The sequence below is a fragment of the Bradyrhizobium sp. USDA 4341 genome (genome assembly GCF_054063755.1).
The window spans coordinates 3,836,056-3,861,377 of record NZ_JBSSGO010000002.1 but is presented as its reverse complement, the minus strand read 5'-3'; the positions used below and the strand labels follow the sequence as shown (position 1 = coordinate 3,861,377).

Here is a 25,322-nt window from a genome sequence, read left to right as displayed (position 1 = left end):
ACCTTGCGACGAAGTTGCGGTAACGCGGGTCACGTCTGGAGCGGATTTTGCCATGAGGTCGCCGTAACGTTCGATCCGCGTCCGTATTGCCGCTCGTGTCGGTCACTTTGGGACGGCCATGTCCCATTCCGATCCGTGCCGGGATGATGCGTCGTGCGGATCGCGATTGCCAGGAGGGCATGGAGATGTCGACCGAGCTTGCTGTAGCGGACCGCGCCTGGGTAACCATCTCGCCCGCGCTGGATTGCTCCATTGAGACCGTCATCTGCATTCCGAGCTTCCGGCGCCCGAAGCACCTGCGGCTGACGCTGGAGTCCATCGTGGCGCAGTGTACCGAGCGCCGCTTCGCGATCGTTGTGGTCGAGAACGACGCCTCGCGGTGCGAGAGCGCGCCGGTCGCCGCCGCGTTTCTCAATTCCGGCAAGCTCAGCGGCGTCTGCATCGTCGAGCCGCGGCAGGGCAATTGCCAGGCGATCAACGCGGCGTTCGAGACCGCGCTCGAGACCTTTCCGAACGCGCAGAACTTCCTGATGATCGACGACGACGAGGTCGCCTCGCCGGACTGGCTGGAGCGGATGGTGGAGGCGGCCGAGACCTCCGGCGCCGAGATCGTCGGCGGGCCGGTGTGGCCGAATTTCGATGACAAGCACAAGGGCAGCCTCAAGCGCCATCCGGCGTTCGCGCCGGCCTATCATGCCAGCGGTCCGGTTCCGGTGATCTATGGCTGCGGCAACTGCCTGATCCGGCGCGCGGTGTTCGACAAGCTCGGACAGCCCGCCTTCGACCTGCGCTTCAACTTCCTCGGCGGCGGCGACCACGATTTCTTCGCGCGGGCGCGCCGCGCCGGCTTTCGCTTCTTCTGGGTCACGGACGCCGTCATCAGCGAGACCGTTCCCTCGACCCGGACTAGTCTCGGCTGGATCGTGCGGCGCGGATTGCGGATCGGTGCGATCAACTATCACATCGAGCGCAAGGCGGCGCAGACAATGTGGTCGCGCGCGGCCGTCAAGGCCAAGATGTTCGGCCTGGTGCCGTTCTCACTGTATCGCTTCGCTCGCATCGTGCTGCGCGAGCAGCAGGCCGTGATTGCGATGCACCCGATGGTGGTCGCGGTCGGCAGCGCGCTTGCCGTGCTCGGCATCGAGCCGCGGCCCTATGCAGCTTCCAAGATCGCGTCGTGAGTGAGTTGTCCGTCACCGCGGAGAGCCGGGCGCTGATCGCCGACATTGTGCGCCGGCCGGTGATGGATATCGTCCGCGGCGCATTCTTTGTCGGTATTCTCCTGCTGGTCTGGATATCGCTACGTCCGTTCGCGGATCTGAGCGGCTTCTATGTCGGCGACGTGGTCACCGGCAAGGATGCGGTGCTTTACGCCTTGTTCGGCGTGCTGACGGTCGCGATGCTGGCGCTGACCTCGCGCGACCATCTGCCGGCGCTGAAATCATTGCTGGCGCCGGCCTTCCTGCTGTTCGCGGGCTGGATCTGCGTCACCGTGGTGCTGTCGTCTGATCCCGCCACCTCGCTGCGCCGCCTGGCGTTGTCGGTGTTCGTCATCGTGGTGACCGCGACGCTGCTGCTGCTGCCGAAATCGCAGGGCGAATTGATGCGCTGGTTCAGCATTGCCGCCCTGGTCCTGCTGGTGACCTGCTATCTCGGCGTCTTGCTGGCGCCGCATTTGTCGATCCACCAGGCCACCGATCCGCAGGAGCCGGCGCTTGCCGGCAACTGGCGCGGCGCGTTCGGCCACAAGAACGTCGCGGCCGCGATGATGGCGATGCTGATCTTCCTCGGCATCTATCTGATGCGCGCCGGCGGCTGGCTGTCGGGCATCGCCGTGACCGGGCTCGCCGCGGTGTTCCTGTTCTTCACCGCCGGCAAGAGCGCGATCGTGCTCTGTGTCGTCGTGCTGATGCTGACCGCGCTGATGCAGGTGGTCCGCTCGCTGTGGGGCCGCGCGCTGCTGTTGCTGGCGCCGCTGGTGCTGCTCAATCTGTTCAGCGTCGGCACCGTGATGAGCGATACGCTTGCCGCGATCGCCGGCCGGATGCCGATCGACACCTCCTTCACCGGCCGCGCCGACATCTGGGCCTTCGCCCTCGAATCGCTGCATCAGCGGCTATGGACCGGCTACGGCTTCGAGTCGTTCTGGGGCACCAGCGCGATCCAGAACCTGCAGGAAGGCAAGGAGTGGGCGGGCTACGCCTCGCACAGCCACAATGGCTATCTCGATACCGCGCTCGGGACCGGTCTGCCGGGTCTCGTGCTGTTGATCGCGGCTGTTGTCGTCAAGCCGTTGCGCGACTTCCAGGCTGCGGATCGCGGCGGCAATGATGCTCCGCTGACGATGCTGTTCCTGCGCATCTGGCTGTTCGGCCTCTATCTGTCGTCGATGGAGAGCTTCTTCCTGGATCGCGCCGATACGATCTGGGTGACGTTCCTGATCGCGGTATTCGGGCTGCATTATCTGGCCCGGTTCCGGATGCGGGCGTAGAGCATGATCCGGAAAAGTGTGAAGCGGTTTTCCCTCGCGACAAACGCGTAGCGTTTGCGCGGAGATCATGCTCAAAAATAGCTAGAGCTGCGCGCGGACCGCGTTGGCAACGTCCGTCCACCAGCCGTCGAAATCGAACGGCAAGGGGGTGGTCGGCTGCTTCAGCGCCGTGACGATCCTGTCCGCATAGGCCGCACTGTCGGCATCGCGCGGCACCAGCAGGATGGCGCCGCGATTGATCAATTCCTTGAAGCGCGGATGGTGGTCGAATTCGTCCGGCAGCGCCGGACCGGTGACGATCAGCGGCCGGCCGGACTGCACACAGGCCAGGATGCTGGAGCGCCGCGCGGTCAGGCCCTCGGCCAGCGAATAGCAGAACACGTCGATCTCGCCGAGCAGGCCGAACACCTCGTGATCGGACGCGACATAGCCGGAGACGATCACGTCGCCCTTCAGCCCCAACTCGGCGACGCGGGCATAGAACTTCTGCTCGATATTGTCGGTGCCACGAATGAAGGAGCCGACATAGAGGATCAAGGGCTCCAGGCCCCGCTGCTTCAGGATCGCGCCGATCTCGAGCAGCCCGTTCGGCTGCTTGCCGGGATAGATCGAGCCGAAATGCCCGACGATGAGCTGGCCCTTGCTGCGTGCCGCGACGAGCCGCTGCAGCAACATCGAATCCGTGAAGCCGGCCGGCGCCGCGATGTTCGGCGGCAGCGGCGCCAGCACGCATTTCCGCACCATGCCGCGCATGATGCGGTCGTCGGCGAGCTCGCGGCGCACCAGCGGCGAGAACATCACGATGGTGTTGGCGAGCCACAGCGCGGGGATATAGGTCAGCCGGCGGATGCCGTTGAGGCCGGCCCATTCGTGCTGAATCAAGACAACCTTGCGGCCTCGCAGCCGGGCGAACAGCAGCGCGAGCAGCGGGCGTGCGATCACGCGCTTCCAGGCCACGATCGGGAAGTTGCAGACCACGCTCTCGGCGCTGCCGACCGCGCGCCAGATCTCGCCGATCCTGCCGTCGGTCTGGGTCAGGGTTAACGCCGTGCTAGCGCCGGGCTCGAGCTTGTCGATCGTCTCCTGCAGCAGGCGGGTGAACTGCCCGACGCCGCAGTGCATCCGCGGCCCGGCGCCGAGAAACAGCGCGCGATATCGGGGTGGTTCAGTCATTCAGTCCTGTCGGCCACGGCGGCCGGCTCCGGAAACGTCGCGGTTAGCCATATCGGCGAGACATTAGCTTTGCGTAACCCCGCGCGCATACGCGACGGCACCGTTCTTGCCAATCCCTGCCCAAGAGCTGCCAGCTCGTCCCGGAACGGGACATCGGATGAAGCGAAACGGCGCAGCCAGGAGCGCGACCATGACGACGGGCAAGACCTTTGCGAATTGGGATGACGACCATTCCAGGCTCTGGAGCCGTCAGCCGATCCGGCTCAAGCACACCATGCACAAGCAGCCGGCGTTCTCGATGGACGATCTTGCCAAGCTGATCGAGCACTATCCGCGCGAGCATTACAGCCTGGTCAAGACCGGCGCCAAAGGGTCGAGCCGGGTCTGGCGCGAGGGCGAGATCGGCAGGCTGCGCGGCCATCAGGTGATCGAGGCGATTTCGCGCGGTGGCCTGTGGCTGAACCTGCGCAACGTCACCGCGATCGATCGCCGCTACCGCGACATGATCGAGCGGATGTTCGGCGAGATCGCCACCAAGGTTCCCGGTTTCGATGCGCCGACCCATCAGGCGGGCATCCTGATTTCGTCGCCCGACGCACAGGTCTATTACCACGCCGATCTGCCGGGGCAGGGCTTGGTCCAGATCGCCGGCCGCAAGCGGGTCTACATCTATCCCAGCACGCAGCCGTTCATCAGGCCCGAGCATCTCGAGAACATCGCGCTGTTCGACGTCGAGGTCGATATCCCCTACGAGCCCTGGTACGATTGGCATGCGCAGGTGATCGATCTCGAACCCGGCCAGATGCTGAACTGGCCGCTCAATGCGCCGCACCGCGTCGAGAACCTCGACACCGTCAACATCTCGATGACGATCTCCTATGTGAACGACGACATCCGCCGCGCCCAGATCCTGCATCTCGCCAACGGCATGCTGCGTCATCGTTTCGGCTACACGCCGCGCAGCCGCAGCATCCGCGGCCCGACTTTCTTCGCCAAGCAGGTGATGCAGAAGCTGCTGCGCGACGGCAAATGGGTGCAGCGCGAACGCGCCGTTCGACGCGCGATCGACTTCCGCCTCGACGAGAGCGATCTCGGCAAGATCGTCGACCTGCCCAAGGCGGCGTTGGAGGCGGCCTAAGCGGGCTTGCCGGTAGCAGGTGCTGGAATGACGGTCTTGACGACAGCGGTTGAGAAATTCGGGGCGCGGGTCGCTTCCTATGCGGTCGGCTATCGCGTCGAATTGGTTTCCGACTGGGCGTATGCCGCCGCCCGCTGGGGCGCGTTCGAGCCGCTTACCGCGTTCCAGCATCCGCAATGGTATGCGTCATGGTACCGGGCCTTCGCGTCGACCGATGGCGTCGAGCCGCTGATCGCTGTCGTCACCGATGCCGCGACCGGCGAGCGGGCTGCACTGTTGCCGCTGATCTGTCACCGGCAAGGCAGCCTCCGCATCGTCGAATTCGCCGACCTCAACCTCACCGACTTCAACGCGCCGATCCTCGGCCCCGCCGCACCGCGCGATGACGTCGCTGCATGGCAGTTTTGGCGTGATTTGCAGGCCGCGCTGCGCAAAGCGCCCGGCGGAGCCGATCTGATCCGTTTTCGCAAGATGCCGGTCAAGCTCGCGACGCGATCCAACCCGCTGGCGCTGCTCGATGGCATCGGACCGTCGGTCGTCAACGGCAATCTGCTGGCCATCGGTGACGACCACAACGCCTGGCGCTACGAGCTGAACCGGAAGGTTCGCAAGGAATTGGGACGGAGCTGGCGCGTGTTCACGCGCGAGCCGTCCGCCTCGTTCAGGGTCGCCACAGATACCGGCGAGGCGCTGGACCTTCTCTCCGTCACGGAAGTGCAGCAGGGCGCGCGGCTGAACGGTCTTGGGCTCAATTATGTGCTCGACAATGCGGACTGCGCAGCCTTCTATCGCGACCTGGTGCGCGAAGGCACCGCGCGCGGCTATGCTGTCATGACCGCACTTGCGACAAGCGACGAAGTGGTGGCGACGCTGCTTGGCGTCCGCACCGGCTCGCGCTACGTCATGATCCGCATCAGCAATGCGGGCGAGAAATGGTCGGCCTGTTCGCCGGGGCGGCTGATCATCGATCGCACCATCGAAGCGCTGCACAAGGACGGTGTGCGGGAGTTCGATTTCTCGATCGGCAATTACACCTACAAGCGGCGGTTTAGACCGCAGCGCACGCCGCTGGTCGATCTCAGTGCACCCTTGAGCTGGCGTGGGCAGCCTTACGCGCTGCGGGACCGCGCCGTGCTGGCGCTGCGTCACTATCCGGAGCTCACCGCGCGGCTGAAGCAGGCGCTCGGCAAGTCAGCGCCCTCGCGCGAGGACGACTGAGCGAAGGGCGGCATTCCCGACCGAGAATGCCGCCTTGATCGCATTTGCCTCGTAGCAAGCCGCGAAGCTTAGCCGTGCAACTTTCTGGCAGCCTCCGCGATCGCGCGGCCCTGATAGCGCGCGCCGGCGAGCTCGTTCTCGCTGGGCTGGCGGCTGCCGTCGCCGCCGGTGATCGTGGTGGCGCCGTAGGGCGCGCCGCCGGTGACCTCGTCGAGCTTCATCTGTCCGGCAAAGCCGTAGTTCAGTCCGATCACCGTCATGCCGAAATGCAACAGGTTGGTGATGATCGAGAACAGCGTGGTCTCCTGGCCGCCATGCTGGGTCGCGCTCGAGGTGAAGGCGCCGCCGACCTTGCCGTTCAGCGCCCCCCGGGCCCAGAGCCCGCCGGCCTGGTCGAGGAAGTTGGCCATCTGCGAGGACATGCGGCCGAACCGGGTGCCGGTGCCGACGATGATCGCGTCGTAATTGGCGAGGTCGTTGATCTCTGCGATCGGCGCGGGCTGGTCGAGCTTGTAGTACGAGGCTTTCGCGACCTCGGCCGGCACGAGCTCGGGCACGCGCTTGATATCGACGGTGGCGCCGGCTTCGCGCGCGCCTTCCGCGACGGCATTCGCCATCGCTTCGATGTGACCGTAGGCGGAGTAATAGAGAACGAGAACCTTGGCCATGATGGCCTCCTTTGGGGGTTGAGGTAGGGGAAGATGATTTGGGGGGAGGAGCATGCGTGGACGTTCGTCCGCGCATGCAGGGTGAGTGGTGATCAGGCCGCGTCGACGAGCACGAGCTCGGCATCCTCGAGCGCGGTGATCTTCAGCTTGGCTTCATCGCGGATCGCGGCACCGTCGCGCGCATTGACGCGCACGCCGTTGACCTCGATGCTGCCGGCCGCCGGCACCAGATAGAGGTGGCGGGCCTTGTCGGCGGCGTATTCCGCGCTCTCGCCGGCCCTCAGCGTGGTGGCGAGCACCCGCGCATTGGCGCGGATCGGCAGCGCGTCGTTGTCGCCGGCGATGCCGGAGGCGATGGTGACGAGCTTGCCCGAGCGGTCCGCCTTCGGGAACGGCTTCGAGCCCCAGGTCGGGTGGCCGCCCTTCGTCGTCGGCTCGATCCAGATCTGGAAGATCTTGGTCTTGGACGGTTCCAGATTGTACTCGGAGTGACGAATGCCGCTGCCGGCGCTCATCACCTGCACGTCGCCGGCTTCGGTGCGTCCTTTGTTGCCGAGCGAGTCCTGGTGCGTGATTGCGCCTTCGCGAACATAGGTGATGATCTCCATGTTGGCATGCGGATGCGCCGGGAAGCCGGAGTTGGGTGCGATCTCGTCGTCGTTCCACACCCGCAGCGCGCCGTGGCTGACATTCTCGGGATCGTAGTAGCTCGCGAACGAGAAGTGGTGCTTGGCCTTCAGCCAGCCATGGTCCGCACCGCTAAGCTCTGCGAATGGTCTGAGTTCGATCATGGTCATTCCCCTTTCGATGTTGCTGAGGGGCCGGGCGCACCGCGCCCGGCGTCTCCTGATGATTTGCGGGTCAGGCGCCGAAGCCGCCGTCGACGTTGAGCACGGTACCGGTCACGAAGGATGCTTCCGGGCTTGCCAGGAATACGACGCCGGCGGCGACTTCCTCCGGGCGGCCGAAGCGCTGCAGCGCGTGCTGCAAGCGTTGCGTCTCTGCAAACTCGCCGCCGTCCTTCGGGTTCATGTCGGTGTCGATCGAGCCGGGCTGCACCACGTTGACGGTGATGCCGCGCGGTCCGAGGTCGCGCGCCGCGCCCTTGGTGTAGCCGACGACGGCCGCCTTGCTGGCGACGTAGTCGGCAAGGCCCGGGAACGAGGCGCGATCGGCGAGCATCGAGCCGACGGTGACGATGCGGCCGCCTTCACCCATCAGCTTCGAGGCGGCGCGGATCGCGGTGATCACGCCGTCGACGTTGATGGCCTCCTGGCGGGCGAGCGTCGCGGTGTCGGCTTTGGGATCGTCGACCGCACCGCCGGATGCGACGCCGGCGTTGTTGACGAGGATGTCGAGCCGGCCAAAATCCTTGGCGACGGTCTTCACCAGCTGATCGACATCGGATGACGAGGCCTGGTCGGCCTTGTAGGCGCGGGCATCGACGCCCTTGCCCTTCAACTCGGCGACCACGGCTTCCGCCTTTTCGGGAGACGCGACGTAGCTGATCGCGACGCTGGCACCCTCCGCGGCGAGTGCGCGGGCGCTGGCCGCGCCGATGCCGCGTGAACCGCCGGTGACGAGGGCAACCTTGCCTGAGAGCTTCTTGGTCATTTGGATTTCTCCACCGATTGAATTTGATGGCACTTGGATATGCCTCCGGCTGTGGTATAGAAATAGAAACTATTGAAACTCATTGTTTCCGAATTGAACGATCAGGACAGCGGCCCATGTCGAAACTGCCGGACTTCGAGGCGCTCGCGATCTTCGCAAAAGTCATGGAATTACGGTCGTTTGCGGCGGCCGCGACCGAGCTCTCGCTGTCCAAGGCGACGGTCTCGAAGGCGGTCAGCCGGCTCGAGGAGCGGCTCGGCGCGCGGCTGTTCAACCGCACCTCGCGGCGGCTGGCGCTGACCGATGCCGGCCAGAAATTGTCGGAGCGCGCCGCGCGGCTGCTGGCCGACGGCGAGGCCGCCGAGAGCGAGGCGCTGGCGCAATCGACCACGCCACGGGGCCTGGTGCGGTTCGCGGTGCCCATGACCTTCGGCGTCAAGACGGTGGCGCCGCTGCTGCCAGAATTCATGGAGGCCTATCCGGAGGTCGCGATCGATCTGCATTTGAGCGACGCGACGGTCGATCTGATCGGCGAAGGCTTTGATGCCGGCCTGCGGATCGCGCGGCTGCCGGATTCCTCGCTGATCGCGCGGCGGCTGTGCGGCATGCCGCGCTACACGGTGGCGGCGCCGTCTTATCTGAAGCGCTACGGCCGGCCGACCCATCCGATGCATCTCGCCGAGCACAAATGCTTCGGCTACGCCTACCTCTCGACCCAGGGCGTCTGGCACTACACCAACGCGTCAGGCGAGCAGGCGAGCGTGCGTCCCGCCGGCCAGTTGCGGGTCAACAATGGCGAGGCCGTGATGCCCGCGCTGCTCGCCGGCCTCGGCATCGCCGATCTGCCCGACTTCATCGTCGGCGACGCGATCGCGCGCGGCGAGGTCGAGGTGATCCTGAAAGGCTGGAAGCAGCCCGAGGGCGCCGTGCATCTCGTGACGCCGCCGGGCGGCCCGCGTCCCGCCCGCGTCGAGGTGTTGGCGGATTTCCTCGCCAGCCATTTCGCCAAAGGCCGCGCCCAGCGGAAATAGAGAGCCGCGCTCACCGGAAGTAGTCGACACCGCACACGCGGCTGAAGGCCGCGTGACCCGTCACATTCGTGTCATCCCTTTTAAATTGTATAAGTTGTGTGAACTAACCCATGATCGTGGGCCGCCGCGATCGTCTATTTCTGCGTCCTGAACCTGTTGCCGCAAAGCGCATTTTCGGAGGAACCAGATGATTGATCTGACCAAGCACGATTTCACGTCATTGTCGGTGAAGGATCTGCTCGATGCCCGCGAGGCTTATCACGTGCATCTGGCCCATCTGCAATCGGTCTACGCCACGGCGATCGGCCGTTATCTGATCCGCGACAGCGACCGCAACGCGACCGAACGGCGGCACCATTCCAAGCCGCAGGCGCTCGGACCGCGCACGCTGTTCAATTCGTCGGTCAAGGACTGGTCGTGGCCCTGCATCCTCGTCTTTGTCCGGGACTGGATGAAGCGCTCCGAGCTGAAGAACCATCCGGAGAAGCAGGACCAGCTGGTGCCTCCGTTCCTGTATCTGCCTGACGGGCGCGTCGTCCCCACCTGCGTCGTCAAGGTCGACCCGAACGAGGACAGCCCCGGCGTCGTCGATCCGCCGGTGTTCAAGAGCGATCTGGTTGGCGGCGGCTTTCCGGTCCAGACCATGATCCAGGGCAAGATCCATCGCGGCTCGATCGGCTGTCTCGTCACCAATGGCGAGACCGTGTTTGCACTCTCCAACCGCCACGTGGTCGGCGCGGCCGGGCGCGAGATCTTCGCCGGCTTCAAGAACACGGAGCGGCGTCTCGGCGTCAGCGATGCGCTGCAGCTCGGCAAGCGCGCCTTCAGCGACGTCTATCCCGGCTGGCCCGGCGCGCGCGTGGTGGCCAATCTCGATGCCGGATTGATCCGCGTCGACGACGTCAAGGGCTGGACCGCGCAGGTCTACGGCGTCGGGCAGGTCGGCGACGTCGTCGATCTCAATGTCGGCACCTTCCGCCTCGAGATCATCAACCAGCCGCTGATCGCCTTCGGTGCGACCAGCGGATTGATGAAGGGCAAGATCATCGGCCTGTTCTATCGCTACAAGACCGTCGGCGGCATGGAATATGTCAGCGATTTCGTGATCGGTCCGCGCGACAGCGATACGCCGCTCAACAACTATCCCGGTGACTCCGGCACGATCTGGTTTCTCGACGATCCGGACGCGAAGAAGAACGCCGGCGGCGCGCGCATCCTCAGTCCCCTGGCGCTCGAGTGGGGCGGCCAGGAATTGTTCGGATCAGGCGGCAAGATTCCGATGCAGGTCGCGCTCGGCATCTGCATGGCGACGCTGTGCCGCGAGCTCGATGTCGAGCTGATCGGCGACTGGAATGCCGGCCACACCGAGTATTGGGGCGAATGGGGACACGTCAAGATCGGCGCCTATGCGACCGGCCTGATCGATGCGAAGCTTCCCAAGCTCTCGAGCATGATGGACGCCAATTCCGACAATATCGGCCTCGACGACAAGCTGCTTGCCGACCTCAAGCCATATCAGCGCGGCGCATTCGCGCCGCTGGCCGACGTCGCCGACCTGGTCTGGCGCTTCACCCGGCACACCGACGAGAGCAACCATTTCGCCGACATGGACAAGCCGGGCAAGGACGGCAAGACGCTGCTGGATCTTTGCGCCGAGTCGACGCGCAACGTCGATCCGAAAGTCTGGAATGACTACTACGAAGGGATCGGCGAGGACCGTCGCGGCGCGTTGCCGTTCCGGGTCTGGCAGATCTTCGACGAGATGGTCGAATATGCCGCCGCCAACAAGAAGCTGGAGTTCGTCTGCGCCGCGGGAATCGTCGCGCATTACATCGGCGATGCCTGCCAGCCGCTGCACATCTCGCAATTCCACCATGGCCTCGATCTGAACGACAAGGCGCACGCCAAGGTGCACAGCGTGTACGAGACTACGATGATCGGCCGCCACGGCAAGGATCTCATCAAGATGATCCCCGACGCCCGGACCAGCGACGTCGCGGAGATCGTTGCGGGCGGCACGCCGACCGGGCGCGATGCTGCGGTCGCCGTGGTCGCGCTGATGCAGCGAACCGTGAAGCGCCTGCCGCCCATGACGATCGTCAATCTTTTCAATTCACACATGGGGAGTGGCCAGGTCGACGTGATGTGGTCGAAGCTGAAGGATGCGACGGCGGCCTGCATGCAGGACGGCGCCAAGACCTTGGCCCGGGTTTGGGAAGCGGCCTGGCGCGCCGGTGCGGGCGAAGATCGCGGGCAGGGCGGCAAGTTCGATCAGGGCAGTCTGAGCAAGCTCTACAACGATCCGAGCTTCCTTCCTGCATATCCGCTCCAGCAGCTCACACTCGATGCGGACGACCACATCGTTCCCGTCGGGGGAGGCAGAGCGCGGCGCCGGAGTGCGTCCACGGCACGGCGCGCGCGCCCGCAAGCCGCGAAGAAGGCAGCCAAGAAAGCGGCCAAGAATTCGGCGAGGAAAGCGGTCAAGAAGGCCGTGGCGCGCAAGCGTCCGGCTGCGGCCGCCCCGGTCCGCCGCGCAGCCGCCAGCAAGAAGACCGCGACCAAGCGCGGCGCGGCCAGGAAGCGGTCGGTTGGAAAGACGCGCAAGGCGGGGCGTCGGCGCTAACGGATCATGAAAGTCAGGTTGAATCGGTCTTGCGGCAGACTGGCTCTACCTCTCCCGCTTGCGGGGGAGGTCGCATCGCATCGAAGATGCGATGCGGGTGGGGGCTCTCTCCACGATGCGATTCGCGGAGAGAGCCCCCACCCCAGCCCTCCCCCGCAAGCGGGAGAGGGAGCGCACCGTGCTTGCGACTGCCATTCAACCTAATCCCGTCGTGAACTGAGACTTCATCCGGAAGGCCTGATCCTCCCCGGTCAGCCCGCATCGGCTGCGACGCGTGGGACGCTCGAGATCAGCGTCCCGCTCCTGCACCATGCGGACAAGCTGCGGCGCTCGCCGCGGCATCGCGATCAGCCGTGATTGCGAAAAAGATGATGGGGAAGAGACTCTCGATGAAGCGTCGCGAATTCCTGCAGGAGTCCGGCCGCCTATCTGGACGCGCCGGAGTTTTCAAAATTTGTTGCAGACGACAGCGCGCGCTTGATCGCGGCGGTGAAGAAGATCGGCAAGGTCGAACAGGGAACCTGGATCCATTGGCCTTCACATTTTGTTGTCTGCACGAACGATCCTTGGCCGCATTCATTTGCCATTTTTGAAGCAAGTCGCCGCGGGGAACCCGCGTGCGCGGATGAAATCGAACTCTCATTGAATAAAGGCACTGGGCATGCAGACGGAGCGGATTGTCCTGAGCTTAGCGATCGCGATCGGCGGCCTTGGCGCCGCGGCGCCTGCGTTGTCGCAGGAGTATCGCGGCACCTGGGAACAGCAGATGGCGTGCACGCCGGACGTGATGCGGCTGTGCAGCGATCAGATTCCCGACACCAACCGGATCGTCGCCTGCCTGCGGCAGAACACGACGCTGCTTGGCAGTTCCTGCCGTGCGGTGTTCGAGTCGAATGCGCAACAACAGGCACAAACGCAGGGGCGCGCACCGCAGCCGATGCAGCGGCCGCGCGCGCCGCAGCAGATGCAGCCGGCCCCGGTTGCGCCGCCGCGGCCCGACGATGATGAGGATTAGTGTCTAGAGCGTTTTCGAGCGAAGTGAACACCGGTTCGCGTGAAGAAAACGCGTCAAAACAAGAATGTAGAGCTTCGGTTCTGTTTCAATCAGAACCGAAGCTACGCACTGACTTCGGTCTGAGACCTGACTTCACAGACATCGACCCATTCGGCCGCGGTCAGTTCCGCCATCCTGTCGGGCGTGATGCGCACCGCACTGTGGGTCGAGCCTGCGGCCGGCACCACGACGTCGAATGCCTTCAGCGACACATCGCAATACACCGGCAGCGGCGTCTTCAGCCCGAACGGGCAGACGCCGCCGACCTCGTGGCCGGTGATGTCGGCGACCTCGTCGAGGCCGAGCATCTTCGGCTTGCCGCCGAACGCCGCCTTCACCTTCTTGTTGTCCATCCGCGACGTCCCGGCGGCAACGATCAGCACGACGCGGTCGCCGACCCGCAGGCTCAGCGTCTTGGCGATCCGCGCCGGCTCGACGCCATAGGCCTCCGCCGCCAAAGCGACGGTCGCAGAGCTCACAGCGGATTCGATCACGGAGATATCGGGCGCCTTCTCGGCGAAGAAGGCGCGGACGGAGGCGAGACTCATGACGTTCAGGACCTTGCTAGTCAGGATCTGGCAGACACCAGGGCAGGAAGTTCGGACAGGCCGTGGATCCGGTGATCGGGCACCACGCCGAGCTCGTCCATCTGGGTACGCAGCGCCTTGAACATCGTCAATGGGGCGACCGTCTCGCTCTCGACGCAGGCCAGCGCCATCGCTTCCGGCGTCACCCGCTCGATCCAGGCGACATTGAGTCCAAATGCCTTGGCGCCGCAGGCGTCCCACGGATTGGAGGAGATGAACAGAACCTCCGCGGGCGGCACGTTCAGCACCTCCTCGATCAGCGTGTAGGCCTCGGGCGCCGGCTTGAACACCTTGTGGGCATCGACGCTGATGGTTGCATCGAGCAGGCGGTCGAGCCCCGAATTGCGCACCAGCGCATTCAGCATGTCAGGGCTGCCGTTGGAGAGCATCGCGAGCTTCTTGTCCTTCATCGCCTCGAGCGCGGCGACGGCATCCGGATACAGCGCAAGATGCTGATACTTGTCGACGATGCGCCCAAAGGTCGCTTCGTCATATTGCAGGCCGAGGCAGCGCAGCGTGTAGGCGAGGGAATCGCGGGTCGCTGTGGCGAAATCCTGGTAGCGCCGCATCAGCGTGCGCAGCCAGGAGTATTCGAGCTGCTTGATGCGCCAGACCTGGGTGATGATGTCGCCATAGCCGGGGAATGCATCCTCGGTGATTTCGGCCACCGACTGGACATCGTAGAGCGTGCCATAGGCGTCGAAGACGATTGCCTTGATTGTCATCGTGGTCTCTCTTGCCCGCCGATCGTCGCATACAGGAATTTCCTGAGTGCGTCGATGGACTGATCGCGGACCTGCTCGTTGAATTCGAGGTGATGACCGAGCAGCCGCCCCGGTGTGCGATATTGCGGTACGTCAAAATCGTGATGGGCGCCGGGATAGACGATCAGCTCGATCGGATAACCAAGGCCCTGCTGCCGCGAGATGCCGTCATCGTCGCGGCCTTCCGCGAGGTTCCGGCACTCTTGCGCCGGCGTCCAGTCGTCGAGTTCGCCGACCATGATCAGGGTCGGCACGGTCATGTTGCCCTTGATGCCGAGGCAGCGCGGATAGAAGGCGACGGCGGCGCGAAATTTTTCCGTCGCGTTGACCTCGATCGCACCGTGCTCGACCGAGAACAATGCGAGCCATCCGCCTTGCGAAAAGCCGATCACGGCAATGCGTGTCGGATCGACCATGGATTGTCGGCTCAGGAAGCTCAGCGCGCGGTAGGCGTCGTGAACCGTTGCGGCAGGAGCATCGCCGGTGCAGGTGTTGCTGATGCCACGCGGGCCGAACCGGTCCACGGTGAGCGTGACATAGCCCCAGGCCGCGAGCCGTTTGCCCCAGCGCTCGTCGAGTTCTCGCCACTGCCCGCTGCAGCCATGCAGCAACACCACGGCGGGCAGGAGACCCGGTCGCTCCGGCCGCCGCAACAGGCCCTGCAGTGGCTGCGCGTTGTTGAGCGGGCTTTCGAACTCGACCAGCACAGAGGGCACCTCGGCTGCCGCCGCAGGCTTGCCGCCCGCGCTCCCGACCAGGAGCACGGCGAGGAGGGTGGCAAGTCGGGCCCGGTTCGTCATCGGCCGCCCCGCAAGCGTGCGGCCGACGATACTCCCTTAGATCATGATGCGCTTCCACGGAATCGCATCATGATCTCATCTCGTTATTTGAGGATGATCTCCGCGCAAACGCGTTCCGCGTTTGTCGCGAGGGAAAACCGCTTCGCACTTTTCCGGATCATGCTCTAAATCCCCAAAATCTTGCGCGCGTTGGCCTTCAGGACTTTGGGCCGGATCTCCTCGCGGATATCGAGCTTGGCGAAGTCGGCGAGCCAGCGGTCCGGCGTGATGACGGGCCAGTCGGAGCCGAACAGCATCTTGTCCTGCAGGATCGAGTTGATGTAGCGCACCAGGATCGGCGGGAAATATTTCGGCGACCAGCCGGACAGGTCGATATAGACGTTCGGCTTGTGGGTCGCGACCGAGAGCGCCTCTTCTTGCCAGGGGAAGGAGGGATGCGCGAGGATGATCTTGAGGTCGGGAAAGTCGGCCGCGACGTCGTCCATGTACATCGGGTTGGAGTATTTCAGCCGCATCCCCATGCCGCCGGGCATGCCCGAGCCGACGCCGGTCTGGCCGGTGTGGAACAGCGCGATCGCGCCGCCTTCGTTGATCGCCTCATAGAGCGGATAGGCCATGCGGTCGTTGGCGTAGAAGCCCTGCATGGTCGGATGGAATTTGAAGCCGCGCACGCCGTAGTCCTCGATCAGCTTGCGCGCCTCGCGGACGCCGAGTTTGCCCTTGTGCGGGTCGATCGAGACGAACGGGATCAGCACGTCGAGATGGTCTGAGGCGATCTCCAGCATCTCCTCATTTTTGTAGCGGCGGAAACCGGTTTCGCGTTCGGCGTCGACCGGGAAGATCACCGCGGCGATGTTCTTGGCGCGGTAATAGGCCGCGGTCTCCGGCACGGTCGGCGGATGCTTGTGCGGCGACTTGAAATAGTCGGCCATCTGCGCCTGGAAATCGTCATAGCCGTCGTCGCCATGCATGCCGCACGGCTCCTCGGCATGGGTGTGGATGTCGATCGCTGTGACCTTTTCGATGTCGGGCAGTTTGAGCTTGGGCATTCGGCTTCCCCGGCGGCGTGTTTGTTGGTGACGGGAAATAATTATATAATATAACAATTTTCGCAAGCGGTCTGAGTTGATGGGACGCGATGGCGAAGCGGGCTCGGTTCGGCCGCGAAATGGTCCTTGGGTGGGCGCGAGCGCGGCCTGCGAGCACGATTCGCTGGCCATGAATCAACCGTCAGGGCGCCGCGACGGGATCGGGGCTTGGCGCCGGATATCGCGACGGTCGCCGTTTCTGATGTGATCTCAATGGCGTGGTAGGTTGACCGACACCGGTTCCAGGCCGCGATATGGCCGAAAATCAGCCCATCTCGGTTGACATTCAACGGTCCGATGGCTTAGAACGCGGCCGTCCCGCGCGGTAGGCCGCTTGTCGGGATAATCCCATTTTGCCATCTATTGGCATTGATCAGGTACGGCCTCCAACACGGGCCTTTCGAAGTAACAGGATTGTCCCATGAAGGTCCGTAACTCGCTGAAGTCGCTGCGCGGCCGCCATCGCAACAACCGTCTGGTCCGCCGCAAGGGCCGCGTCTACGTGATCAACAAGGTCCAGCGCCGCTTCAAGGCGCGCCAGGGTTGATCCGGCGCGGGTCGGCCGATTGCGCCGATCCCAACACATCTCTTTCACAGGTCTTTGACGCCGTGCTGCTTTGCAGCGCGGCGTTGTGCGTCTAGACTTCGGGCCATGGGATTCAACTTCCTTGGACCTGGCAACCGCCGGCTGGCGATCCTGATCGCCGCGCTGCTTGCCGTGCCGGTCCTGGCCATGCCTGTCGCGGCCGCCGCGCAGGACGATCCGCGGGTGGTCCCGCCGCCGAAGGCCCAGAAGAAACTGCCCGAAGCCCCGACCAAGCTGCCGAAGGTTCCGGCCGACCGTACCCGCGGGCTGGATTTCCTGTTCGGCGCCCTGAAGGCTGCGCCCGATGAGGACAGCGCCCGCCACGTCGAGGCGCGGATCTGGGCGCTGTGGCTGCAAACCCCGAGCGATACCGCGGCGCTGTTGATGGTGCGCGCCAAGGCTGCGCTCGACGCCCAGAATATCGATGTGGCGCTGAAGCTTCTGGACGCGGTGATCAAGCTCCGGCCCGACTATGTCGAGGCCTGGAACCGGCGCGCGACGATCTACTATCTCAAGAACGACTACGTCCGTTCGCTGGGAGACCTGCAGCAGGTGTTGACCCGTGAGCCCCGCCATTTCGGCGCGCTGGCGGGTGTCGGCATGATCATGCAGGACATGGGCGACGACAAGCGCGCGCTGGACGCCTTCCGCAAGGCGCTGGCTGTCGATCCCTACCTCGAGAAGGTGCCGCAGATCGTCAAGCAGCTGACCGAGAAGGTCGAAGGCCGCGACATCTGATTGCGTGCGATTGACGCGAGGGGAGACGTTGCTCGCGAGCTTGATGCTTGCTCGCGATACGGTCCGGCGCAGGAGACTAGTGCAGGAACTTGCCGCGGGATGCGCTGTCCTGGGCGACAGCCGCATAGAATTGCTGAAGCTCCGCCTCCAGGTGCTCATTCACGAGCAGCAGGGCCTTCAGGGCTCCGCGCAGGTCGCCGTTGCAGCTCGCCACGATCTGATCGATGGCCACATCGCTAGGGTCGGAAATCATGGTACTCCTCCGATTACTTCCCGTTGAACTCGTCGTGCGGACGCAGGTTCCTGTGGATTCAGTGTACAAGCCAAGAGGCATCCCGGGTGCGTCCCGGTTTCGATGAAGCCTCGCCTCTGATGGCGAAATTGCCACCGGCAATCTATGGAATTACTAATGACGGTGGGATGAACCCGCTATCCACAGGCTGGGCGGATTGTGGACAACTGCGCCTTGGGCGCGAACCGGACAACCGAAAATTGGCTTTCCGAACAAGGGCATCCCAGGGCTGCGGGCAAATCGACGCGAAACCTGACTTCGGCTTCGTCGTAATTTTCAGGTGCCCAAGACACTCCAATTACCCAAGATCTTCCGGATCCCCTCGATGTTAACCGCGATCATTGCGCTGGCGGCCGCCGGGCTGGCGCTGGCCCTGGCGACGCAAATCGGCGTCATCCTCATCCAGGGGGCCTTTCCGCCTCGGGGCCGCATGGTCGATGTGACCGGCGCGCGGCTGCATGTGGTCGAACTCGGCCCGCGCGATGCCGCGGGGCCGCCGGTCGTGATGCTGCATGGCGCAAGCTCCAATCTCCGCGCAATGCGGCCGCTCGGCGACCGCATTGCCAAAACACGCCGGGTGATCCTGATCGACCGGCCGGGCCATGGCTGGAGCATGCGCGAGCGCGTGGCGGATTCGACGCCCGCGATCCAGGGCCGGATGATCGCGGAGGCGCTGACGAGGCTCGGCATCATCAGGGCGATCGTGGTGGCGCATTCCTGGGCCGGTGCGCTCGCGCTGCGCATCGCGCTGGATCATCCGGACCGCGTCGCGGGTGTCGTGCTGCTCGCCCCGGTCGCCTATCCCTGGCGTGGCGGCGCCGGCCGCTACAATGATGTGATCTCGACGCCGCTGATCGGGCCGTTGCTGGCGCACACCATCACGCTGCCGCTCGGTTATCTCGTTACGAAATCAGGCGTCCGCGGCGTGTTCGCGCCGCAGCCGATGCCGGCCGACTTCGTCCACGACAGCGAGACATTGCTCCTGCTGCGCCCGCGCGAATTCATCGCCAATGCGCGCGACCTCGTCACGCTGAAGGCCGCCGTGGTCGAGCAGGCGCCGCGCTATGCGGAGATCAAGGCGCCGCTGTCGATCATTTCGGGCGATGTCGACAAGACGGTCTCGACCGGCATCCATTCGCGGCCGCTCGCTGCGTCAGCGCCGAACGCGAAGCTCATCGTGCTGCCGGGTGTCGGCCACATGGTGCAGTACGCGGCGCCCGATCTCGTCGCATCCGAGATCGAGGCGATGGCCGACCGGTTGGTCCAACCGGCAGCAACAGCGGACAAGACTGTCCCCGCGAATCTGTGATCCGGTGAGGCTTGCGCGGTTGCAGCCTGCCGAACATCATGCGGCTGCGCGGCTCGACAGATATCACCCAAAGGACAAGCCCCATGCGGATCGACAACATCGCCGACCTCATCGCTGAAACCCTCGCCCAGGCCGGCGTGAAGCGCATCTACGGTGTCGTCGGCGACAGTCTCAACGGCTTGACCGAGGCGCTGCGCAAGCGCGGCACGATCGACTGGCTGCATGTGCGCCATGAGGAGGTCGCGGCCTTCGCCGCCGCGGCCGAATCCCAGATCACGGGCGACCTTGCGGTATGCGCGGGCTCCTGCGGCCCGGGCAATCTCCATCTCATCAACGGCCTGTTCGACGCGCATCGCAGCCGCACGCCGGTGCTGGCGATCGCGGCACAGATTCCATCAGCCGAGATCGGCGGCGGCTATTTCCAGGAGACCCATCCGCAGGACCTGTTCCGCGAATGCAGCCATTATTGCGAGCTGGTATCGGATCCGGCGCAACTGCCCTACATGCTGGAGAATGCGATCCGCGCCGCGGTCGGCAAGCGCGGCGTGGCCGTCCTGGTGCTGCCGGGCGACGTTGCGATGCGGCCGGCGCCGAAGCGCGACATCGCGCCGAACGCCGGCCTGCTGCCGCCCGTGCCGGTGGTGCGTCCGGCCGATGCCGAATTGAACGCGCTGGCCGCTTTGCTCAATGGCGCCAAGCGCATCACGTTGTTCTGCGGCCGCGGCTGCGCCGGCGCGCATGACGGCCTGATCAAGCTCGCCGAGACGCTGAAGAGCCCGATCGTGCATGCGCTCGGCGGCAAGGAATATGTCGAGTACGACAATCCCTACGATGTCGGCATGACCGGCTTCATCGGCTTCTCCTCCGGCTATGCCGCGATGCACGGTTGCGACGTGCTGCTGATGCTGGGCACCGACTTTCCCTACAAGCAGTTCTTCCCGACCGGCATCAGCATCGCCCAGGTCGATCTCCGTCCGGAAAATCTCGGCCGCCGCTGCAAGCTCGATCTCGGCATCGTCGGCGACGTCGGCGAGACCATCGCCGCGCTGCTGCCGAAGCTGACCGTCAAGACCGAGCGCAAGTTTCTCGACGCCAGCCTCGCGCATTACAAGGACGCCCGCGCCGGGCTCGACGATCTTGCCCGCGGCAAGCCGGGGCAAAAGCCGATCCATCCGCAATACCTCGCGCGCCTGCTCAGCGAGCAGGCGACCGAGGACGCGGTGTTCACCGCCGACGTCGGCACGCCGACGATCTGGGCTGCGCGTTACCTGAAAATGAACGGCCGCCGCCGTCTGGTCGGCTCCTGGGTGCACGGCTCGATGGCCAATGCGATGGCGCATGCGATCGGCGCGCAGGCGGCGCAGCCGGGGCGTCAGGTGGTGTCGATGTCCGGCGACGGCGGCTTTGCGATGCTGATGGGCGATTTGATCACGCTGACCCAGGCGAAGCTGCCGGTGAAGGTCGTGATCTTCAACAACAGCGTGCTCGGCTTCGTCGCGCTGGAGATGAAGGCCGCCGGCTTCATCGAGACCGGCGTCGATCTGAAGAATCCGGATTTCGCGGCGATGGCCCGCGCCATGGGCATTCACGGCGTCAGGGTGGAGGATCCCGGCGAGCTCGAGGGCGCGATCCGCAACGTCTTCGCGCATAACGGCCCGGCCGTGCTCGACGTCGTGACCGCGACGCAGGAATTGTCGATGCCGCCGACCATTACGCTCGAGCAGGTGAAGGGCTTCAGCCTGTGGGTGCTGCGCGCCGTGATGAGCGGCCGCGGCGACGAGGTGGTCGATCTCGCCAAGACCAATCTGTTGCCACGCTGATCGCGGTCACACGTCCGCCCTGGCATTTGGCGCAGGGCGGACGACGTCCGATACCGCCGATTACTTCTGCTTGCCGTCCTTGTCGAACGACGACACGTAGGCCCACAGATTGTTGGCTTCGGTCTCGTTCTTGATGCCGGCGAAGGCCATCTTGGTGCCGGGGATCTTGGCCTTCGGATCCTTGATGTATTCGAGGAAGGTTTCCTTGTTCCAGGTGATGCCGGAATTCTTGTTGGCATCGGAATAACTGTAGTCCGGCGCGGTGCCGGAATGGCGGCCGTCGAGGCCGTTGAGCTCGGGCCCGACCTTGTTCTTGGCGCCTTCGCCGATCGCGTGGCAGGCGAGGCATTTGTTGAACGAGGTCTTGCCGGCGGCGGCATCCTGCGCCAGCGCGGAGGATGCGGTGGCCAGCGATGTGACGACCGCCAGCGCGCTCAAGGTCTTTAGGTTCATGGGGTTCTCTTCGTTTCGTCCCGGGGGGTAGCGTTTGGTTTGTGGCATGTCCGGCTTGGACAGGACAAGCCACGAAACTTTGACAGGTTTCATGGCGGTCCGCTTGTCCGAGAGAGAACTCGCCATTGCGGGGCGGGGCAATCCGACCTTCGGCAGGGTGACTGAAACAGGGTGACCGAAACAGGTGCAGACCTGATTGATTTGTCGTAACAAATCCGCAAAGCGCGCCGAGCGCTCCGAGGGAACACCGATGTCCATCATGATGCCGGCGGCCGATCAGGCCGTCCTTGCCCGCCGCGCCGAAATCGTCGCCGCCTTGCGCGCAATCGTCCCGGGCGAGGGCGTGATCGACAGCGCCGCCGAGATGCTGGCCTATGAATCCGACGGCCTAACCGCCTACCGGCAGCCGCCGATGGTCGTGGTGCTGCCCGATACCACCGAGCAGGTCGCGAAGGTCCTCAAATATTGTCAAGCGCAGGGCATCAAGGTGGTGCCGCGCGGCTCCGGCACCTCGCTGTCCGGCGGCGCGCTGCCGCTCGCCGACGGCGTGTTGCTCGGGCTCGGCAAGTTCAAGCGGATTCGCGAGATCGACTTCGACAACCGCGTTGTCGTCACCGAGCCCGGCGTCACCAATCTCGCGATCAGCCAGGCGGTCGCCCATGCCGGCTTCTATTACGCGCCCGATCCGTCGTCGCAGATCGCCTGCTCGATCGGCGGCAATGTCGCGGAGAATTCCGGCGGCGTGCACTGCCTGAAATACGGCATGACCACCAACAATGTGCTCGGCTGCGAGATCGTGCTGATGTCGGGCGAGATCCTGCGCATCGGCGGCAAGTCGGCTGAGAATGCCGGCTACGATCTGATGGGGATCATCACCGGCTCGGAGGGGCTGCTCGGCGTCATCACCGAGATCACGGTGCGCATCCTGCAGAAGCCCGAGACGGCGCGCGCGCTGATGGTCGGCTTCGCCGAGGTCGAGGCGGCCGGCGAATGCGTGGCCGCCATCATCGGCGCCGGCATCATCCCCGGCGGCATGGAGATGATGGACAAGCCGGCGATCCACGCCGCGGAAGCCTTCGTCCATGCCGGCTATCCGCTCGATGTCGAGGCGCTGCTGATCATCGAGCTCGACGGGCCCCAGGTCGAGGTCGACGAACTGATCAAGCGGGTCGAGGCGATCGCGCAAGGCTGCGGCTCGACCTCCTGCCAGATCTCGACCTCGGAGGCCGAGCGCAATCTGTTCTGGGCCGGCCGCAAGGCGGCATTCCCGGCGGTCGGGCGCATCTCGCCGGACTATCTCTGCATGGACGGCACCATCCCGCGCGGCGCGCTGCCGAAGGCGCTGGCGCGGATCCGCGAGCTCTCGGAGAAATACGGCCTCGGCGTCGCCAATGTGTTCCACGCCGGCGATGGCAATCTGCACCCCTTGATCCTCTACGATGCCAACAAGCCGGGCGAGATCGAGAAGGCGGAGGCGTTCGGCGCCGATATCCTGCGTTGCTGCGTCGAGCTTGGAGGCGTGCTTACCGGCGAGCATGGCGTCGGCATCGAGAAGCGCGACCTGATGCCGGAAATGTTCACCGAGATCGACCTCAACCAGCAGCAGCGGCTGAAATGCGCCTTCGATGCGGAGGGTCTGCTCAACCCCGGCAAGGTGTTTCCCACCCTGCACCGCTGCGCCGAGCTCGGCCGCGTCCATGTCCACGCCGGCAAGCTGGCCTTCCCGGATATCCCGCGGTTCTAGGGCGGGTGCTCATAGGCGTGGGGCTTCGAGGGCAAGGCGGAAATCGCGGGCTCGCCACCGTCGACGGCATTTGACCCGAGGCGGATCGAGCGACATCGCCGCCCTGGCTGCTTAGCACCGGCTTGGGCAGCAACTGCTAGTTTGATAGATAGTCGATCCTATAGATGTAGTTCGATCCTCGTCCGATTTCCGCACGTACATTCGGGTTGAATTTGAGGCGCTCGTAGACCGGTGTTGTGACCTTCACCGTTTGGCTCGCAATTTCGACAACGTATTGCGATCCACCTCGGTGCGATTGAATTCGCAGATTTTGTGCACGGCCCTCGAGAACAATGGGAGCGTGGAAAAAATCCTGATACAGGATCTCGAGATTGAGGAAGGCGATGAGCACGGCCACAAGCGAAAACAAACATGCCCTGATATCGAACGGCCCAGTTAGCAACCGCTTAAGACACGTTCCCGCCCCCAAGACGCCAAGCAGTGCACCGAACACATAAAAATCCAAAACTGCGACGATCGAACTCGCGGGGTCAGCGACCCATAGGCCGAAATAGAGAAAGACCGTCACCAGCGCTGCCGTCAGGACGTAGCGCAACAGAACGGTGTCCTTGGTCATTGTCAACAGGACCGCGAAAAGCGCGACCATGGGCCAAAAGGCCGCTGCGAGGAGTTCCGCGAATGTCATGTCTGGAGTTCTGTGACGGCAGGCTACAAAAATCCATTAAGAGGCAGCACACCCTAAGGACCCGTCGATCCGCCAGGATCGGTCGATAAAATTCGACCGATCGCGCTAGTCAGCCGACAACCTTAACCGGTTGCTGCGGTTGCCGGCGCGCGCAGCGTGAATCGCCGGATCATCCTCCGCCTGCGGCCAGAACAGCAACGTCCAGCGTTTACACGGCCTTAGCTGATTGCTCGATAGTGTCGGCAAGACGCAGGTGTCCCCGGAAACGCAACCCATGTTCAGCCTGGCTGATCAACTGGCTCTTTCGCGCAATCGGCCCGCAGGTTTCGACTACATGCGGATTGCGCTGGCGGTATCGATCATCTGCCTTCACAGCCTGAACGTGACACTCGGGCTCGGCCGGGCGCTGGAAATATTGAGCTCGTTCCGTGTCGCGATCGCGATGATCCTCGCGCTGTTCTTTGCCTTGAGCGGCTTCCTGGTGACGGCGAGCCTGCAGCGGTGCAAGAGCCTGATTTCCTTCCTCGGCCTGCGCGTGCTTCGGATCGGGCCCGCGCTCGCGGTCGAGACGACGCTGTCGGCTGTCATCATCGGCTCGGTGTTCACCGAACTGCCGTTGGCGCAGTATGTCGCCGACCCGAAATTCCACGCCTATTTTCTCAATATCGTCGGCGACATCCATTACGAGCTGCCGGGCGTCTTCCTGCACAATCCGCTGCCGGACGTGGTGAATGCCCAGCTTTGGACGGTGCCGTATGAATTGTGGTGCTACGTCATCCTGGCGCTGCTCGCGGTGACCACGATTTGCTTCAACAGGGTGGCCTACCTTGTGTTCCTGGTGATCGTTCAGGTCGGGCTGGTGAGCTACGACGTCTACCGCTGGGAGGAGGTGCCGATCCAGCTTCGCCCGCACCTTCTGGTGTTCTGCTTCCTTGCCGGTGTCGGTTTCTACCTTTGGCGCGACAAGGTGCCGTACAACCGCACGGCGTGCCTGGTCGCGCTGTTGCTGTGCGCCGCCGGCATGGCCACGGGGCGCGGCGACGCGCTGGCGCCGGTGCCGGCCGCCTATGTCGCGTGCTATCTCGGCCTCATGAATCCGCGGCGGAACTGGCTCGTGTCGTCAGGCGATTACTCCTACGGGCTCTATCTCTATGGGTTCGTCATCCAGCAGTGCGTTGCCGCGTTCGGCCCGCCGGTTCAGCACTGGTATCTGAACATCCTGATCAGCCTGCCGCTGGCCTTCGGCGTCGCCGTCGCGTCCTGGCATCTGGTCGAGAAACATGCGCTGCGGCTCAGGGCGCAGGTCGAACGGATCGAGGCGGCGGTGCTCTCCCGGATTTCGATCGCAGCCTTCTGGCGCAAATCGCCCGAGCGGATCGAGTTGGCTGCGACGCTCGGCGGCAGCCGCGCGTCGGTCTGATACTGCACCGGAGGGGGAGGGCCTGC

Annotated in this window: 24 protein-coding genes and 1 pseudogene; 14 read left to right on the top strand and 11 right to left on the bottom strand. The window is 64.4% G+C overall.

Annotation, left to right across the window (positions count from 1 at the left end; genetic code table 11):
* Positions 1 to 185: 185 nt before the first annotated feature.
* Together ACVIGB_RS24305 and ACVIGB_RS24300 are read left to right on the top strand one after the other, a co-directional pair.
* Entirely contained in the window at positions 186 to 1,181 is a 996-nt protein-coding gene (locus ACVIGB_RS24305; RefSeq protein ID WP_456720738.1) for a glycosyltransferase family 2 protein, read from the top strand.
* Positions 1,178 to 2,491 (top strand): O-antigen ligase family protein, encoded by a 1,314-nt coding sequence (locus tag ACVIGB_RS24300; RefSeq protein WP_456720739.1) that lies wholly within the window; start codon positions 1,178 to 1,180, stop codon positions 2,489 to 2,491. Before ACVIGB_RS24305 ends, ACVIGB_RS24300 begins: the two co-directional genes overlap by 4 nt.
* Positions 2,492 to 2,572: 81 nt before the next feature.
* On the opposite strand, the gene ACVIGB_RS24295 is transcribed toward ACVIGB_RS24300, so the two are convergent.
* Positions 2,573 to 3,664: a hypothetical protein gene (locus ACVIGB_RS24295; protein WP_456720740.1), complete on the bottom strand. Its 1,092-nt coding sequence runs from the start codon at positions 3,662 to 3,664 to the stop codon at positions 2,573 to 2,575.
* Between the two features lie 190 nt (positions 3,665 to 3,854).
* Between ACVIGB_RS24295 and ACVIGB_RS24290 the strand changes: the two genes are divergently transcribed.
* On the top strand, positions 3,855 to 4,802 hold the full coding sequence (locus ACVIGB_RS24290) for a cupin-like domain-containing protein (protein ID WP_456720741.1): 948 nt from the start codon (positions 3,855 to 3,857) through the stop codon (positions 4,800 to 4,802).
* Positions 4,803 to 4,838: 36 nt separating this feature from the next.
* Complete coding sequence (locus ACVIGB_RS24285) at positions 4,839 to 6,020, top strand: GNAT family N-acetyltransferase (RefSeq protein WP_456720742.1); 1,182 nt, start codon at positions 4,839 to 4,841, stop codon at positions 6,018 to 6,020.
* Positions 6,021 to 6,088: 68 nt separating this feature from the next.
* Here the strand turns inward: ACVIGB_RS24285 and wrbA are convergent, their stop codons facing one another.
* From wrbA to ACVIGB_RS24270, 3 genes are all read right to left on the bottom strand, one after another.
* Positions 6,089 to 6,688 carry an NAD(P)H:quinone oxidoreductase gene (gene wrbA, locus ACVIGB_RS24280; RefSeq protein WP_456720743.1) on the bottom strand — a complete coding sequence of 200 codons (600 nt, stop codon included), beginning with the start codon at positions 6,686 to 6,688 and terminating at the stop codon, positions 6,089 to 6,091.
* A 92-nt stretch (positions 6,689 to 6,780) separates the two neighbouring features.
* Positions 6,781 to 7,479, bottom strand: a complete 699-nt coding sequence (locus ACVIGB_RS24275; protein ID WP_420968928.1) for a pirin family protein — start codon at positions 7,477 to 7,479, stop codon at positions 6,781 to 6,783.
* Positions 7,480 to 7,549: 70 nt separating this feature from the next.
* Entirely contained in the window at positions 7,550 to 8,302 is a 753-nt protein-coding gene (locus ACVIGB_RS24270; RefSeq protein WP_456720744.1) for an SDR family NAD(P)-dependent oxidoreductase, read from the bottom strand.
* A 116-nt stretch (positions 8,303 to 8,418) separates the two neighbouring features.
* Between ACVIGB_RS24270 and ACVIGB_RS24265 the strand changes: the two genes are divergently transcribed.
* From ACVIGB_RS24265 to ACVIGB_RS24250, 4 genes and pseudogenes are all read left to right on the top strand, one after another.
* Positions 8,419 to 9,333, top strand: coding sequence for a LysR family transcriptional regulator (locus ACVIGB_RS24265; RefSeq protein ID WP_342724370.1), 915 nt, complete (start codon positions 8,419 to 8,421; stop codon positions 9,331 to 9,333).
* Between the two features lie 187 nt (positions 9,334 to 9,520).
* Positions 9,521 to 11,956 (top strand): Nal1-like putative serine protease, encoded by a 2,436-nt coding sequence (locus ACVIGB_RS24260; RefSeq protein ID WP_456720745.1) that lies wholly within the window; start codon positions 9,521 to 9,523, stop codon positions 11,954 to 11,956.
* Between the two features lie 414 nt (positions 11,957 to 12,370).
* Positions 12,371 to 12,469, top strand: a pseudogene (locus ACVIGB_RS24255) (tripartite tricarboxylate transporter substrate binding protein); the annotation flags it as partial.
* 148 nt (positions 12,470 to 12,617) lie between these two features.
* Positions 12,618 to 12,971, top strand: a complete 354-nt coding sequence (locus ACVIGB_RS24250) for a hypothetical protein (RefSeq protein ID WP_456720746.1) — start codon at positions 12,618 to 12,620, stop codon at positions 12,969 to 12,971.
* A 101-nt stretch (positions 12,972 to 13,072) separates the two neighbouring features.
* Here the strand turns inward: ACVIGB_RS24250 and ACVIGB_RS24245 are convergent, their stop codons facing one another.
* From ACVIGB_RS24245 to ACVIGB_RS24230, 4 genes are all read right to left on the bottom strand, one after another.
* Positions 13,073 to 13,558, bottom strand: coding sequence for a YbaK/EbsC family protein (locus ACVIGB_RS24245; protein WP_456720747.1), 486 nt, complete (start codon positions 13,556 to 13,558; stop codon positions 13,073 to 13,075).
* A 20-nt stretch (positions 13,559 to 13,578) separates the two neighbouring features.
* Positions 13,579 to 14,322 (bottom strand): haloacid dehalogenase type II, encoded by a 744-nt coding sequence (locus ACVIGB_RS24240; RefSeq protein WP_456720748.1) that lies wholly within the window; start codon positions 14,320 to 14,322, stop codon positions 13,579 to 13,581.
* On the bottom strand, positions 14,319 to 15,161 hold the full coding sequence (locus ACVIGB_RS24235) for a dienelactone hydrolase family protein (protein ID WP_456720749.1): 843 nt from the start codon (positions 15,159 to 15,161) through the stop codon (positions 14,319 to 14,321). The genes ACVIGB_RS24240 and ACVIGB_RS24235 overlap by 4 nt, the downstream gene beginning before the upstream one ends.
* A gap of 164 nt (positions 15,162 to 15,325) precedes the next feature.
* On the bottom strand, positions 15,326 to 16,210 hold the full coding sequence (locus ACVIGB_RS24230; RefSeq protein ID WP_097671664.1) for an amidohydrolase family protein: 885 nt from the start codon (positions 16,208 to 16,210) through the stop codon (positions 15,326 to 15,328).
* Between the two features lie 460 nt (positions 16,211 to 16,670).
* Here ACVIGB_RS24230 and ykgO point away from each other — a divergent pair, with 460 nt between their 5' ends.
* Complete coding sequence (gene ykgO / locus ACVIGB_RS24225; protein ID WP_002718645.1) at positions 16,671 to 16,796, top strand: type B 50S ribosomal protein L36; 126 nt, start codon at positions 16,671 to 16,673, stop codon at positions 16,794 to 16,796.
* Positions 16,797 to 16,901: 105 nt separating this feature from the next.
* Positions 16,902 to 17,573: a tetratricopeptide repeat protein gene (locus ACVIGB_RS24220; RefSeq protein ID WP_371821749.1), complete on the top strand. Its 672-nt coding sequence runs from the start codon at positions 16,902 to 16,904 to the stop codon at positions 17,571 to 17,573.
* A gap of 76 nt (positions 17,574 to 17,649) precedes the next feature.
* Here ACVIGB_RS24220 and ACVIGB_RS24215 read toward each other — a convergent pair whose 3' ends face one another.
* A complete protein-coding gene (locus ACVIGB_RS24215; protein WP_171948016.1) occupies positions 17,650 to 17,826 on the bottom strand; it encodes a hypothetical protein in 177 nt (58 codons plus the stop codon).
* 364 nt (positions 17,827 to 18,190) lie between these two features.
* On the opposite strand from ACVIGB_RS24215, the gene ACVIGB_RS24210 reads away from it, so the two are divergent.
* Complete coding sequence (locus ACVIGB_RS24210; RefSeq protein ID WP_456720750.1) at positions 18,191 to 19,174, top strand: alpha/beta fold hydrolase; 984 nt, start codon at positions 18,191 to 18,193, stop codon at positions 19,172 to 19,174.
* A gap of 83 nt (positions 19,175 to 19,257) precedes the next feature.
* Positions 19,258 to 20,994, top strand: a complete 1,737-nt coding sequence (gene poxB, locus ACVIGB_RS24205; protein ID WP_456720751.1) for a ubiquinone-dependent pyruvate dehydrogenase — start codon at positions 19,258 to 19,260, stop codon at positions 20,992 to 20,994.
* Between the two features lie 60 nt (positions 20,995 to 21,054).
* Here the strand turns inward: poxB and cycA are convergent, their stop codons facing one another.
* A complete protein-coding gene (gene cycA, locus ACVIGB_RS24200) occupies positions 21,055 to 21,447 on the bottom strand; it encodes a cytochrome c-550 CycA (RefSeq protein ID WP_092124037.1) in 393 nt (130 codons plus the stop codon).
* A gap of 250 nt (positions 21,448 to 21,697) precedes the next feature.
* Between cycA and ACVIGB_RS24195 the strand changes: the two genes are divergently transcribed.
* Positions 21,698 to 23,191, top strand: a complete 1,494-nt coding sequence (locus ACVIGB_RS24195) for an FAD-linked oxidase C-terminal domain-containing protein (protein ID WP_092124038.1) — start codon at positions 21,698 to 21,700, stop codon at positions 23,189 to 23,191.
* Between the two features lie 136 nt (positions 23,192 to 23,327).
* Here ACVIGB_RS24195 and ACVIGB_RS24190 read toward each other — a convergent pair whose 3' ends face one another.
* Positions 23,328 to 23,876, bottom strand: a complete 549-nt coding sequence (locus tag ACVIGB_RS24190; protein WP_456720752.1) for a hypothetical protein — start codon at positions 23,874 to 23,876, stop codon at positions 23,328 to 23,330.
* 274 nt (positions 23,877 to 24,150) lie between these two features.
* On the opposite strand from ACVIGB_RS24190, the gene ACVIGB_RS24185 reads away from it, so the two are divergent.
* The gene (locus tag ACVIGB_RS24185; RefSeq protein ID WP_456720753.1) at positions 24,151 to 25,296 is read left to right on the top strand and encodes an acyltransferase family protein; all 1,146 of its coding nucleotides are present in this window, start codon (positions 24,151 to 24,153) and stop codon (positions 25,294 to 25,296) included.
* The last annotated feature ends 26 nt before the right edge of the window (positions 25,297 to 25,322 follow it).